We start from the raw sequence: 12634 nt of genomic DNA on the forward strand, positions 1-12634 counted from the left end.
GCGCCCCCACACGAGCATCTGGAGACCCCATGTCGAACCCCACCATCCGCCCCCGCCGTCCGCGCCGCGCCCTCCTCGGAGCCACCGGCATCATCGGCGGACTCGCCCTCGCCCTCGCCGTCCCGGCGATGGCCGGCGCCCACGTCACCGTCAGCCCTGACGAGCTCGCCGCCGGCGACCACGGCGTGCTGACCTTCTCCTTCTCGCACGGGTGCGGCACCTCGCCCACCACAGCCCTGCGGGTCACCATGCCGGAGGGCCTCGCCTCCGTCGCCCCGACGCTCGACGGCGACTGGAGCATCCAGGTGGAACGCGGCGACGACGGTCTCGTGAGCGCGGTCACCTACACCGCCCTCACGCCCGTGCCGACCGACCTCCGCGGCGCCGTGAGCATGTCGGTGGGACTGGACGAGGACACGCCCGAGACGCTCGCCTTCCCGGTGGTCCAGCAGTGCGTCGACGGGGCGACGGAGTGGACGCAGCTCGCCGAGAAGGGCGAGGACCCGCACGACCTCGACTCCCCCGCTCCCGTCGTGACGGTGACGGACAACGTCGAGGGCGGTCACGGCACGAGCACCGCACCGCAGCCCGCGACGGCCGACACCGGCGACGACGCCCTGGTCATCGCGCTGGGCGCCGGTGGCCTCCTGGCCGGTGTCGCGGCGCTCGTGGTCGCCGTGCTCGCGTTCCGCCGCCGCGCCTGAGCGCCCCGGGTCCGCCGCGCCCGGCTCCGGCGCGCGGCGGACCGACCCGCCCGGGCCGACACCGCCGTCATGAGAACATGGAGACGACATGTCGATGGAACAACAGCCGACCCTGCCCCCCGTGCTCCGCCCCGCGAACCCGCCCCGGCGCGAGCTGTCCGAACTCGCCTCCCGATTCGCCCGCTCCGTACGCGGCGACGTGGAGGGCGTCGCTCTCAGTGGCATCACCCTCGCCACGGCCGACCTGCGTCCCGGCGAGGCGTTCGTCGCGATCCGCGGCGTGAACCGCCACGGCGCCGACTTCGCGAAGACCGCTGCCGAGAAGGGGGCGGTCGCCGTGATCACGGACCAGGCGGGCGCCGACATCGCCGAGGACGCCGGCCTCCCGATCCTCATCGTCGACGACCCGCGCGGCGTGCTCGGCGCGCTGAGCGCCTGGGTGTACGGCACGGGAGCGGAGGACCCGCTTCCCCTCCTCTTCGCGACCACCGGGACGAACGGCAAGACGAGCGTCTCGCACCTCCTCGAGGGCATCCTCGAACAGATGGGCGTCGTCACCGGGCTCTCCTCCACGGCCGAACGACACATCGCGGGCGAGGTCATCGTCTCGCGGCTCACCACCCCTGAGGCGTCGGAGATGCACGCCCTGCTCGCGCTGATGCGGGAGCGCGAGGTCGAGGCCGTCGCGGTCGAGGTCAGCGCCCAGGCCCTCTCCCGGCACCGTGTCGACGGCATCCGGTTCGACGTCGCGGGATTCACGAACCTCAGCCACGACCACCTCGACGACTACGCCGACATGGAGGAGTACTTCGAGGCGAAGCTGCCGCTCTTCCGGCCCGATCGCGCCGTCCGCGGCGTCGTGTGCCTCGACTCCTCCTCCGGGGCCCTGGTCGTGGAGCGCTCCGAGATCCCCGTCATCACCGTCGGGACGCCCTCCATCGCCGCCGACGCCGATCAGGCATCGCGAGCGGACTGGGTGGTCGTCATCGACGACGAGCGGACGACCGGAACGACGTTCACGATGACGGGACCGGCTGGCACGCTCACCACGACCGTCCCGGTGATCGGCCCCCACATGGCCGCGAACGCGGCGCTCGCGATCGTCATGCTGCTCGAGGGCGGCTATGCCTGGGAGCGGATCGTCGAGGCCCTGCAGAGCGACGGCGGCATCCACGCCTACCTGCCAGGGCGCACGCAGCTCGTCTCAGGCGCGCGGGGGCCGGCCGTCTTCGTCGACTTCGGCCACTCGCCCGACGCCTTCGAGAAGACCCTGGCCGCCGTGCGGCGGGTGACTCCCGGCAAGGTGCTCATGCTCTTCGGGGCCGACGGGGACCGGGACGCCAGCAAGCGCTTCGACATGGCCCGTACCGCGGTGGAGGGCAGCGACATCCTCGTCGTGACGGATCACCACCCGCGATTCGAAGACCCGGCGTCGATCCGCGCGACGCTCGTCGAGGGCGCGCGTCGCGCCCGTCCCGACGCCGAGATCCACGAGTACTCCCCGCCGGAGGCCGCGATCGTGGCCGCCGTCGGACTCGTCGGCGACGGCGACGCCATCCTCTGGGCCGGCCCCGGGCACCAGGACTACCGCGACATCCGAGGGGTGCGGACGCCGTACTCGGCCCGCGAGCTCTCCCGGCGTGCGTTGAAGGCCGCCGGCTGGCCGGTGCCGGAGCCGCGCTGGCCCGTGCCGTACCCAGACGAGGACTGAGCCCGCGCCGCGTCAGACGGCGGCGATGAGCTGGTCGGCCTTCCGCCGCGCCCAGTCCTCGGCCGCCGCGAGCGATTCCACGGTCAACGCGTCCGGAGCGTCGTGCGCGTCGACGACCCGCTGCACGGTGTCGACGATGCCGAGGAACGGCAGGCGCCCTTCGTGGAACGCGTCCACGGCCTGCTCGTTGGCGGCGTTGTAGACGGCGGGGAAGGTGCCTCCGGCGCGCCCGACGGCCTTTGCGAGCGCCACCGCGGGGAAGGCGTCGCCGTCGAGCGGCTCGAAGGTCCAGGACGTCGCCGTGGTCCAGTCCAGCGGACGGCCCACGCCGCCCACGCGGTGCGGCCAGTCCAGGCCCAGCGAGATCGGCAGACGCATGTCCGGCGGCGAGGCCTGCGCGATGGTCGAGCCGTCGACGAACTCCACCATGGAGTGGACGATCGACTGCGGGTGCACGACGACGTCGATGTCGTCGTAGGGCACGTCGAACAGCAGGTGCGCCTCGATGACCTCGAGCCCCTTGTTGACCAGGGTCGCCGAATTCGTGGTGACCGTGCGACCCATGTTCCACGTCGGATGCGCCAGCGCCTGTTCCGGGGTCACTCCGGTGAGCTCGTCGCGCGACCTGCCGCGGAACGGGCCACCCGAGGCCGTGACCACCAGACGGCGGATCTCGTCGTGTGTGCCGGAGCGCAGGGCCTGGGCGAGCGCGGAGTGCTCGGAGTCCACGGGGACGATCTGCCCGGGTGCCGCGGCGGCGAGCACGAGATCACCGCCGACGATCAGCGACTCCTTGTTCGCCAGCGCGAGGGTCCGCCCCTCCTCCAGCGCAGCGAGCGTCGAGCCGAGACCGATCGAGCCGGTGATGGCGTTCAGCACCACATCGGCTTCGACGTCGCGGACCAGCTGCTCCGCCTCGACCGCGCCGAGAGCCGTGTGCTCCACCTGGAACTGCGCCGCCTGCTCGGCCACCATCGTGGCGTTCGACCCCGCGGCGAGACCGACGAGCTCGAAGCGTCGCGGATTGGCGCGGATCACATCCAGCGCCTGCGTGCCGATGGAACCGGTGGAGCCGAGGATGATGACGCGACGCATGACGCCAGCCTAGGACACGCCGCCGGCTCTCCCGGGCCGCGGCTACTGCCGCGGCTACTGCTGCGGCTGGACCGGAGTCGTGGCGAGGATGTCGACGACGAACACGAGGCTCTCGTCCTGCAGCTCGTGCCCCTCGCTCGCGCCGTAGCCATCGGACGGCGGCATGACGACGAGAACCTGCGAACCGACCTTCTGACCCTCGAGCGCCTTCTGGAACCCGGCGACGACTCCCGTCGTCTGGAACTGGGCGGGGGCCGCATCGCGGCTCCAGCTGGAGTCGAACTCTTCGCCGTCGGACCACTTCACCCCGAGGTACTGGACCACGACGAGGTCGCCGGACGCCACCGTTGCGCCGTCGCCCTGCTTGAGGACGGAGACCTTCGTCTCGGTCGGCGCATCGCCGTCCGGGATCGTGACGGACGGCTTGCCATCGTCGTCGAGCTCGACCTCGGGCATGCCGGCGGTCGGCTCGACCTCCTTGCCGGAGGCGACCTCGGGGAGCCGGTCGACGGCCTCCGCGTAGACGACGATGTTGCTCTGCCCCTCACCGAGCGCGCTGCCGGGGATGGCGAGGACGACGCGGGATCCGACCGGCTCGCACTCGAGCGCGGCGACGAACAGCGACGACTGGTTCGGGTCGAGGAGCACGGGGAGCGTGCCGTCCTCGCCGCGCGCCGACGAGTCGACCACGTCGCCGCTGGCGGCATCGACGATCTGATACTGGACGGAGACGAGGTCGTTCGCCGCGAGGTCGTCTCCCTCGCCCTCGGACACGACGGTCCGCTCGACGTTCGCGAACTCCGCATCGGCGGGAACCGTGATCTTGGCGTCGAGACCTTCGCCGTCCACCTCGATGGCGTCCGAGGTGTCGCCGGCCTTCGCGTTCACGAGGCACTGGCTCGACCCGGAGGCGTCCGGAGAGGAGGTGCTCTGCGGATCGCCGTTCCCGGAGCATCCCGCCAGCAGCAGGGTCGCCGCAGCGACGGTGGACAGGACGAGCAGCGGACGGGTGCGCACAGGAAGACCTCACGATCGCGGGCGGGAGCTTCCATCCTGCCTCATCGCCCTTTGCTCGCGCTGGGAAGCGGCGGTGCGAGTCTTCATTCCCACGTCGGCATGGATCCGGGAGTAGCCTGCTCTGATGAGCTCTGAGCAGTCCGTGGACCCCGAAACCCCCTCAGAGGACTCCCCGAAGCCCCGGCACGCCGGCTTCACCTACACGCTGGGCCGCAGCCTCATCGCCCCGCTCGCCCGGCTCGTCTACCGGCCGCGTATCGAAGGACGTGAGCACGTCCCCACCACCGGCCCGGTGATCTTCGCCAGCAACCACCTGTCGTTCATCGACTCCATCGCCATCCCGGTGGCGGCTCCGCGTCCCGTGCACTTCCTCGCCAAGTCGAGCTACTTCGAGGGCACCGGCATGAAGGGCTGGGCGTCCAAGACGTTCTTCGAGGCGATCGGTGCGATCCCGGTCCGCCGCGGCGCCGGCCAGGCGGCGCTGGACGCCCTAGACCTGCAGCGTCAGCTCCTCGACGAGGGCCTCGCCGTCGCGCTCTACCCTGAGGGCACCCGCTCCACCGACGGCCGGTTGTACAAGGGCCGCACGGGCGTGGCCTTCCTCGCTCTGCAGACGGGAGCACCCGTCGTCCCGGTGGGACTCATCGGCACCGACAAGGTGATGCCGGTCGGCGCCAAGATGCCCACGCTGTCCGAGCGGATCACCGTGCGCTTCGGCGAGCCCCTGGATCTGTCGCCGCACGGACCGGCCACGAGCGGCCGCGCGCGCCGGCTCGCGACCGACGAGATCATGGCCGCGATCCACGCGCTCTCCGGACAGGAGCTCGCGGGCACCTACAACGAGGCGCCGGCTCAGAACACGATCGAGAAGATCAAGCAGGCGCTCCCGCACGAACGCCGCTGAGGAGTCCGTTCAGCCGGCGGCCGTCACCGTCGCTTCGTGCCGGACGGGGAAGTTGACCGAGTTGGCGATGAAGCACCACTCGTTCGCCTGAGCGTGCGCGCGCTCGGCCGCCTCGATCATCGAGGCCTCGGCGACGACGACCTCCGGGCGCAGCAGCACCTCGACGAAGGAACCGCCGCCGGCGCCGTTCTCGCGCATCAGGCCGCTCGCGGTGTCCCGGTAGGACACGACCACCACTCCGGCCGTCACGCAGGCGTGCAAGTACGACAGGAGATGGCACTCGGAGAGCGAGGCCAGCAGCAGATCCTCCGGATTCCACCGCGCCGGATCGCCGCGGAACGGCTTGTCGGAGGAGGCGAGCAGCTCGGGCTTGCCCGCGACTTCGATCGTGACATCGCGGCGGTAGTCCCGGTAGCCGCTCGTGCCGGATCCGGTGTTGCCGGTCCAGGTGGCGGTGAGGGCGTAGCGGTGCTCGCCGAGGGACCGCTGAGTCGTCTGCTCTGGCATGCGCTCAGTCTGCCAGGTGCAGCCGACACGGCGCCGACTCGGTACCCGACCAGGCTGGGCCGGACCCGCCGGTAGAGTTGTCGGGTGCTGGAGACTCTCACCGTTCAGGATTCCGTCGAGCTCGCCGTCGTGGAGCGGAGCGGCTTCATCGAGTCGCGTCACGCCGGGGCGGCCGTGGTGCTCTCCCCCGAGGGCGAGGTGGTCGCGCGGCACGGGAATGCGGATGCGCTGATCCTCCCCCGTTCCAGCCTGAAGCCCCTGCAGGCGGTCGCCTGCCTCACCGCCGGTGCGGTACTCGAGGGCGAGCAGCTGGCTCTGTCGACGGCGAGCCATTCCGGCACCGATCGGCACGCCGAGGTCGTGCGCGAGATGCTCACCGCGGGCGGCCTCAACGAGGACGACCTCGCGTGTCCTCCCGCCTGGCCGAGCGACTCCGCGACCCGCGATGAGATGGTGCGCGAGCACGGCCAGGAGGCGCGCATCCGCATGAACTGCTCGGGCAAGCACGCCGCGATGCTCCGCGCCTGCGTCGCGACGGGCTGGCCGACCGACGGCTACCTCGACCCCTCGCATCCGCTCCAGGCGCACATCCGCGATGTGATCGCCCGGCTGACCGGCGAGAAGATGGCCCACACCGCGATCGACGGCTGCGGTGCCCCCGTGTACGCGCTCAGCCTCACCGGACTGGCCCGCGCGATCCACCGCATCGGAACCGCCTCCGAGCGCTCCCCCTTCGCGCTGCACCGCGTGGCGGGCTCGTTGGTGAAGGCGGTGCGCGAGAACCCCTGGACCATCGACGGCCCCGGGCGCCCTGACACGATCGCGATCGAACGGCTCGGAGTCTTCGCCAAGGGCGGCGCGGAGGGTGTCATGGTGATGGTCGCCCCGAACGGGACCACGGTGGCGCTGAAGATGCTCGACGGCGGCGCACGCGCGTCCACGATCGTGGCCGCCACGCTGCTGGCACGCGCGGGCGGGCTCAGCGACGCCGACGTGACCGGACTGGCCGACCCCCTGCCGCTCACGGTGCTCGGAGGCGGCGCGAACGTCGGCGCGATCCGTCCGGGTGCGGGCATCTGACCCGACCTCGTCGTCCCCGTGCCGCTGACCGTCATCGCCGGTCCAGCGCCGGGAGGACCACCCGCCGGGGAGGGCGGTCTCCGATCACGGACCAGGCCCGCCCGGCGTCCGGTCGCGCGTACGGCGGCTGAGCGCGGATGCCGACGAGCTGGCGGAGCTCGCCGGGCCGCTCCGCCCGGATGAGCACCTCCCCCTGCGATCGCACCCGCTGCCACAGTGCCCACTGACGCTGCCAGTTCTCGGCATCGCCCACCAGCACGAGCGGTCGCCCCGTTCCGCTCACCTCCGGACCCACCGCCTGTACGTCGCAGTCGGGATGCGCGGCCGCCAACGCCGCGACGACGCCGACGACGCCCGGGGTGACCAACGCCGTGATCTCCGCCTGCGGCACCCACACCGGCGTGCTCCCCCGCAGCTCTCCGGAGCGCGACTCCACCCCGGGACCCTCGACCCAGGCGAACTGCATCTCCCGCTCTCCGCACACGGCCCTCCCCGGCGGACGATCGCGTCGGAAGTGAGCGACCTCGCCGCCCGCGGCGATGTGCTCGACGCGGGTCGGCATCCGCAGCAGGGCCCGACGCGGGAGTGCCTCCAGCACGCGGGCCAGCGGACCCGTCGCCCGACCGGCCGCGAGCACCCAGGTGACGGTGGCCGATGATCGCACCAGCTGCTCCCACCGCTGGACGAACTCGTGGCCGACGTCGAGAGGCAGGCGCGCGTGGAGCAGATCGAGATCATCCGCGAGCACGACGTCGGGTGGCGCCGTGCCGCCCTCGACCCACGCGGCAAGCAGGTCGACGGCCGCTTCGGGATCATCCGGGAACCACGCGCTGTGGCGATGCTGCGCCGCGATCACACGCAAGGCTGTCGTCCGCCCCGTTCCCGGGGCGCCGAGGACCACGAGCCCGCGGTCGCGGCCAGGATGCAGAACCTCCAGCGGCTGCGCCTGATTCTCGGGCTCGTCAGCGCGTCCGAGCACCAGGCAGGGCCCGGCTTCCGAACGCGCGGACCCTGCCCGAGCGGTCAGCAGCGCGTCGAGCGGCAGGCGCGTCGGGAGAGCGGGTCGCCACGGAGGTGGAGACGTCGGCGCTCCCGCCCATCGCTGCGCGATCCGTCGGATGACGTCGTCATCGGTGAGGGCGATGCGCACCGGCAGCGGCTCGTCGTCCTGCGGGCGACGGAGGAGCGCACGGCCTCGGCCCTCCGCTCCGCCGGGAAGCTCGGCGGCGCCGGAGGTGCCGAGCATCGCCCTGCTGTCAGAAGTCTCGGCGACGCGCAGGCTCAGCCGCAGCGGGCAGTTCGTCGCGAGCGCATCGCGGATGACCCCGGCGGCGCGCTGCGTGCCGAGGACCAGGTGCATGCCCAGGGCGCGCCCCCGCGCCGCGACGTCGGTGAACACCGCCGCCAGCTCTGTGTGCTCCTGCAGCAGGGCGGCGAACTCGTCGACGACGATCAGGAGTCGGGGAAGGTCGGTCTCACGCACGTCGCGCGCCTGCGCCGCCGCGAGGGCACCCTCACGGCGGCGCATCTCTGCGGCCAGGCTGGCGACGCCGCGCCGCGCCTCCGTCTCGTCGAGGTCCGTGAGGACGCCGACGACCTGCGGCAGCTCCCGCAGGCGATCGAAGGCCGTCCCTCCTTTGAAGTCCGCGAGGAGGACACTCACCCGCTCCGGCCCGTACCTCGCGCAGACGGCGGCGACCCATGTGATGAGGAGTTCGCTCTTGCCTGTCCCCGTCATCCCCGTCACGATCGCGTGCGGGCCGTCCTCGACGATGTCGGCCGTCACCGGGGCATCGTGTGCTCCGCGGCCGAGCGCCACGAGGAGGCCTGGGCCCACCGGTGGCTGCGGAAGGTCCCGGAGCGCCACCGCCGCCCCGGTCGCCTCCGTCGCGGACCCTTTCCCGCCCCACAGCTCGGCGGCCGCCGTCGCCTGCGCCGACGACAGGTACTCGACGTCCACCCCGTCCTCGCCGTCCGGGGTGCGCAGAGTCGCCGCACCGGGTTCCACGATGTCGACCACCGTCGTGATGCCGTCCGGAACGTCCGCACCGGTCGGCAGGGTCCAGATCACCGCATCGGCGCTCGGGGCCGATGCGGCCTCCTCTGCGAGGGCGAGCCGGAAACCACCGCGTCGCGCCTGCTGCATGTGCGGGAAGCCCGCCAGCGCCCCGTCCCGCGCCGGGTCGCCGACGAGGGAGAGCACACTCGGGGAGAAGCGCAGGCAGAGCTGGACGATGAGCGCGCGTGCCACGGCCCTGGTGAGCGGCTCCGGGCCGCGCAGGCATACTCCTCGACCGAGGAGGACGACCCGCGGCGCGTCTTCCAGGACACCGCACCGGCGGCGGAACGCTTCGGCGCGCTCGTCGTCACCGCCCTCGCAGCGCACGGTGCTGACCCGGGATCCGCGTCCCACGACGAGCGGAGTGTCGTGGTCGGGCGGCCGGGCATCCTGCAACGGGCGGCTGCGCAGACACGAGGCGGCATCCGGGTGACGACGTTCCTCGTCTGCGCGCTCCTCCGCGTGGCGGCGGTGCAGCTGCGCTTCGACCTCTGCCCATGCGGCGTCCATCCGGAGCGCCTCGGCTCGCCGTTCGCGACGACGTCCGCGGGCCGCGTCGAGGAGCGACGCGCCCAGCATCAAGGGCCCGAGAGCCGCGAACCAGAGCGCATGCAGCGCGCCGGTCGTGAACCAGAGAGCCAGACCGACTCCCACGGGGACGACGGCGGCGATGAGGGGAAGCGGGCGCCGCCGGGCCGGCGCCATGGCGGACGGGAGGACCAGGGGCGAGGAGTGCATGCCTCCAGTGGAGCTCACCGCCGGGGCGGATAGGGCCTCTCCACAGGGTCCGGAGCGCTACTCCCCCGAGTCCGCGGGTGGGGAGGAAGGATCCTCGGGATCGTCGACCTGCAGAACGATCACGGTGACGTTGTCGCGCCCTCCGTTGTCGAGGGCCGCCGCGAGCATCGCGTCGACGCTCTCCGCGGGGTCGGCATGAGCGCGGAGGAAGTGCTGGATGCCGTAGTCCGTGAGCTCCTTCGTGAGACCGTCGGAGCAGATGACGAAACGGTCGCCCGGCCGCACGTCGATGGTGACGTAGTCCGGCGCCGTGAGCTCGCTCGCACCGACCGCGCGGGTGATCACGTTGCTGTACGGGTGGCCCTCCGCCTCTTCGGGACTGAGCTTGCCGGCGGTGATGAGCTCCTGCACGACGGAGTGATCGGTCGTGACCTGCAGCAGCCGGTCGTCGCGCAGCAGGTACACGCGCGAGTCACCGATGTTCAGCGCCACCCAGTGCGGCTCGTCTCCCTGTTCGTCCAGGTAGACGCCGGTGAGCGTGGTGCCGGTCCCCTCGTCGGTGGTGTCCGGGTGCTCGGCGATGTCGTCCACCGCGAGCGCGAGAGCCTTCTCGATCGCGGAGGGGGTGACGTCGTCGGCATCGACCATCGCCCGCAGGCGCGCGACCGTGCTCTGGCTGGCGATCTCGCCGCCGGCATGACCTCCCATGCCGTCCGCGACGATGAAGAGCGGGTACTCGGCGAGGAGGGCGTCCTGATTCGTCTCCCGGCGGCGCCCCTGGTCGGTGACGCCGGCCCAGGACAGCCGCAACGGACGATGCGCAACCGTGAGGGTGTGCGTCTTGGTCTCAGCCACGAACTGCCTCCGATGGACCTGCGGCGGATGGGGCGGGCGCAGGATACTCACACATCGTAGTGGAACTCGCTCCTCGGGACCGCACCGGGATGGCGGTGGACGGGGCGCGGGGCGACGGGAGGAGGGACGACTTCCCTCCGCTGCGACGAGTCCATGTCTCCACGTTAGCGGCATGTGGGGACACGGAGGAGCCACAGACGCGAAGAACCCCCGATCCGAAGACCGGGGGTTCTCCTCACGTCGTCACGCAGGCGGCTGCGTGGGATCGTTCGGTGTGGTCGGCGGCGCCGGAGGAGCGGCGGGAGGAGCCGCGGGCGGGGCCGGAGGCGTCGTGGGCGGAGCCGCGGGAGGCGCAGGAGGCGTCGTGGGCGGCACCGGAGGGATCGGCGCACCCGTCGCCGGGGCGGCGGGGCCGGCGGGCGGCGCGTAGCCGGGTGCCGAAGGCGGCGTGTACGCCTGCGTCGGCGGCGCGTAGCCCTGCGGCGGGGTGCCGTAGCCCTGCGGTGCCCCATATCCCTGCGGCGCACCGTAGCCCTGCTGCGGGGCGGCCGCTGCCGGCTGGACGGGAATGCCGTCCCACACCGTGCGGTCGCCGAGGAAGCCGTTACCCGCCCAGGAGGCCGGCTGGATGTTCGGGTTCCAGCGCGACTTGTCGAACGCGTTGATACCGAGCCAGACGACGGAGAGGAAGATGTAGAGGACGACCCAGACGGCGTCCTTCTGGAGCTTGAGGCCCACGCGCCACGCGGCGATGACCGAGAGCACCGAGAGCGCGAGCGAGAACAGGAAGCCGATGCCGATCCAGCTCAGCAGGGCCGTGCCGGCGATGCCGTACAGGACGAGCCACGGGCTCAGGTCACCGAGCTTGAAGAAGATCATCATGTTGTAGACGGGCACCCAGGCACGCCAGTTGCCCTGCACGCCGGCCTTCTGGAAGATCTTCATGTAGAAGAGCGACACCAGGACGTACCCGGCGACCGCGATCAGCAGAATGACGAAGAAGTAGGCGAAGAGCAGGCCGAGATAGCCCGCTCCGTAGTCGTCGTAACCCATGAGGCTCACATTCTCTGGTCAGGGGAGACGGCTCTCGTCCCCCGCCACGAGACTCCCCGCCTCGCATTGGACATGGTAGCGGTGCGCCCAGGGGGCGGCAACGACCGCCGGGGGCGATTCGCCGGCCTCGAGACCGTCAGTCGGCGACGACCAGCTCGATCTCCCCCGGTGCGGTGCCGTCCCGCAGAACGACGTCGTGCGCCCGCGCCCACCGGTGCAGCCCTCGGAGCGAGCCGAGACGCGGCCGGTCCTCGGCCAGTGCCCGGACGAGCAGCCCCTTGGACTTCTTGTTGAAGTGGTTCAGCGCCCTCCCCTGCGCCGTGACGACCCGCACGTACACGGACGGCACCCCGGCCGGCACGGGTCCGAGTGCCGCGTACGCCTCGCTGCGCAGATCGAGCACGAAAGCCGGGGCATCGGCCGCGATCGCCGCCGCCGTCGGATCGGCCCAGTGGCGACGCAGCGGCGGCATCCCCGGAAGCGTGGTGCCGGCTGCCAGGCGATAGGTCGGGATCGCGTCCAGGGCCGCGACCGGGCCGAACGGAGCGCTGTGAATCCACACGTGGGCGTCCAGCCAGCGACGGGAGGCGGTCGAGAGCGACCCCGCGTCGAGGGCGTCGAAGAGCACACCGGTGTAGCGGTCCACCGCGGGCATCGTGGGCGCGCTCCTCACGACACGGTTGTGCGCGATGTCCCCCCGCTGCCGATCGCTCAGCTTCAGCACGCGCCGGCTCGCGTCCTCATCGGCGGCGAGAGCCACGAGAGCGTCGATCACGGCGGTCCGCTGCGGTGTGAGGTCCGGGAGTGCCAGCGCGGGCACATCCAGCGGACCGCCGTCACCGCCCTCGCGCTTGGTCTCGGACGGCGGAAGCAGGATCTTCATGGGACCTCAGGGGAAAGAGACACGTCCG

Annotated in this window: 11 protein-coding genes; 4 read left to right on the forward strand and 7 right to left on the reverse strand. The window is 72.0% G+C overall.

Annotated features, from left to right (window positions below):
- Positions 1-29: 29 nt before the first annotated feature.
- Together AB0P08_RS09345 and AB0P08_RS09350 are read left to right on the forward strand one after the other, a co-directional pair.
- Positions 30-704, forward strand: coding sequence for a YcnI family copper-binding membrane protein (locus AB0P08_RS09345; RefSeq protein ID WP_363589525.1), 675 nt, complete (start codon positions 30-32; stop codon positions 702-704).
- Positions 705-798: 94 nt separating this feature from the next.
- Positions 799-2415, forward strand: coding sequence for a Mur ligase family protein (locus AB0P08_RS09350; RefSeq protein ID WP_363589688.1), 1617 nt, complete (start codon positions 799-801; stop codon positions 2413-2415).
- Between the two features lie 12 nt (positions 2416-2427).
- On the opposite strand, the gene dxr is transcribed toward AB0P08_RS09350, so the two are convergent.
- Entirely contained in the window at positions 2428-3510 is a 1083-nt protein-coding gene (dxr, locus tag AB0P08_RS09355; protein ID WP_363589527.1) for a 1-deoxy-D-xylulose-5-phosphate reductoisomerase, read from the reverse strand.
- A 54-nt stretch (positions 3511-3564) separates the two neighbouring features.
- Positions 3565-4527 (reverse strand): FKBP-type peptidyl-prolyl cis-trans isomerase, encoded by a 963-nt coding sequence (locus AB0P08_RS09360; RefSeq protein WP_187663830.1) that lies wholly within the window; start codon positions 4525-4527, stop codon positions 3565-3567.
- A 124-nt stretch (positions 4528-4651) separates the two neighbouring features.
- Between AB0P08_RS09360 and AB0P08_RS09365 the strand changes: the two genes are divergently transcribed.
- Positions 4652-5431 carry a lysophospholipid acyltransferase family protein gene (locus tag AB0P08_RS09365; RefSeq protein WP_259953685.1) on the forward strand — a complete coding sequence of 260 codons (780 nt, stop codon included), beginning with the start codon at positions 4652-4654 and terminating at the stop codon, positions 5429-5431.
- 9 nt (positions 5432-5440) lie between these two features.
- On the opposite strand, the gene AB0P08_RS09370 is transcribed toward AB0P08_RS09365, so the two are convergent.
- Positions 5441-5938 (reverse strand): OsmC family protein, encoded by a 498-nt coding sequence (locus AB0P08_RS09370; protein WP_363589529.1) that lies wholly within the window; start codon positions 5936-5938, stop codon positions 5441-5443.
- 84 nt (positions 5939-6022) lie between these two features.
- On the opposite strand from AB0P08_RS09370, the gene AB0P08_RS09375 reads away from it, so the two are divergent.
- A complete protein-coding gene (locus tag AB0P08_RS09375) occupies positions 6023-7018 on the forward strand; it encodes an asparaginase (protein ID WP_363589531.1) in 996 nt (331 codons plus the stop codon).
- 31 nt (positions 7019-7049) lie between these two features.
- Here AB0P08_RS09375 and AB0P08_RS09380 read toward each other — a convergent pair whose 3' ends face one another.
- The 4 genes from AB0P08_RS09380 to AB0P08_RS09395 all read right to left on the reverse strand — a co-directional run bounded on the left by AB0P08_RS09380 (position 7050) and on the right by AB0P08_RS09395 (position 12606).
- Positions 7050-9815, reverse strand: coding sequence for an FtsK/SpoIIIE domain-containing protein (locus tag AB0P08_RS09380; protein WP_363589533.1), 2766 nt, complete (start codon positions 9813-9815; stop codon positions 7050-7052).
- Positions 9816-9872: 57 nt separating this feature from the next.
- Positions 9873-10670, reverse strand: a complete 798-nt coding sequence (locus AB0P08_RS09385) for a PP2C family protein-serine/threonine phosphatase (protein WP_187663825.1) — start codon at positions 10668-10670, stop codon at positions 9873-9875.
- 243 nt (positions 10671-10913) lie between these two features.
- The gene (locus AB0P08_RS09390; RefSeq protein ID WP_363589535.1) at positions 10914-11723 is read right to left on the reverse strand and encodes a large exoprotein; all 810 of its coding nucleotides are present in this window, start codon (positions 11721-11723) and stop codon (positions 10914-10916) included.
- Positions 11724-11859: 136 nt separating this feature from the next.
- On the reverse strand, positions 11860-12606 hold the full coding sequence (locus tag AB0P08_RS09395) for a YaaA family protein (RefSeq protein WP_363589537.1): 747 nt from the start codon (positions 12604-12606) through the stop codon (positions 11860-11862).
- Positions 12607-12634 lie beyond the last annotated feature (28 nt).

It is taken from the genome of Microbacterium meiriae, from assembly GCF_040686935.1.
Classification (GTDB): Bacteria; Actinomycetota; Actinomycetes; order Actinomycetales; family Microbacteriaceae; genus Microbacterium; species Microbacterium meiriae.

What these genes read in the sequence shown, in the direction of transcription:
- dxr (WP_363589527.1), bottom strand. Translation starts at nt 3,510, where the DNA reads ATGCGTCGCGTCATCATCCTCGGCTCCACCGGTTCCATCGGCACGCAG.
- AB0P08_RS09395 (WP_363589537.1), bottom strand. Translation starts at nt 12,606, where the DNA reads ATGAAGATCCTGCTTCCGCCGTCCGAGACCAAGCGCGAGGGCGGTGAC.
- AB0P08_RS09370 (WP_363589529.1), bottom strand. Translation starts at nt 5,938, where the DNA reads ATGCCAGAGCAGACGACTCAGCGGTCCCTCGGCGAGCACCGCTACGCC.
- AB0P08_RS09350 (WP_363589688.1), top strand. Translation starts at nt 799, where the DNA reads ATGGAACAACAGCCGACCCTGCCCCCCGTGCTCCGCCCCGCGAACCCG.
- AB0P08_RS09380 (WP_363589533.1), bottom strand. Translation starts at nt 9,815, where the DNA reads ATGCACTCCTCGCCCCTGGTCCTCCCGTCCGCCATGGCGCCGGCCCGG.
- AB0P08_RS09345 (WP_363589525.1), top strand. Translation starts at nt 30, where the DNA reads ATGTCGAACCCCACCATCCGCCCCCGCCGTCCGCGCCGCGCCCTCCTC.
- AB0P08_RS09390 (WP_363589535.1), bottom strand. Translation starts at nt 11,723, where the DNA reads ATGGGTTACGACGACTACGGAGCGGGCTATCTCGGCCTGCTCTTCGCC.
- AB0P08_RS09365 (WP_259953685.1), top strand. Translation starts at nt 4,652, where the DNA reads ATGAGCTCTGAGCAGTCCGTGGACCCCGAAACCCCCTCAGAGGACTCC.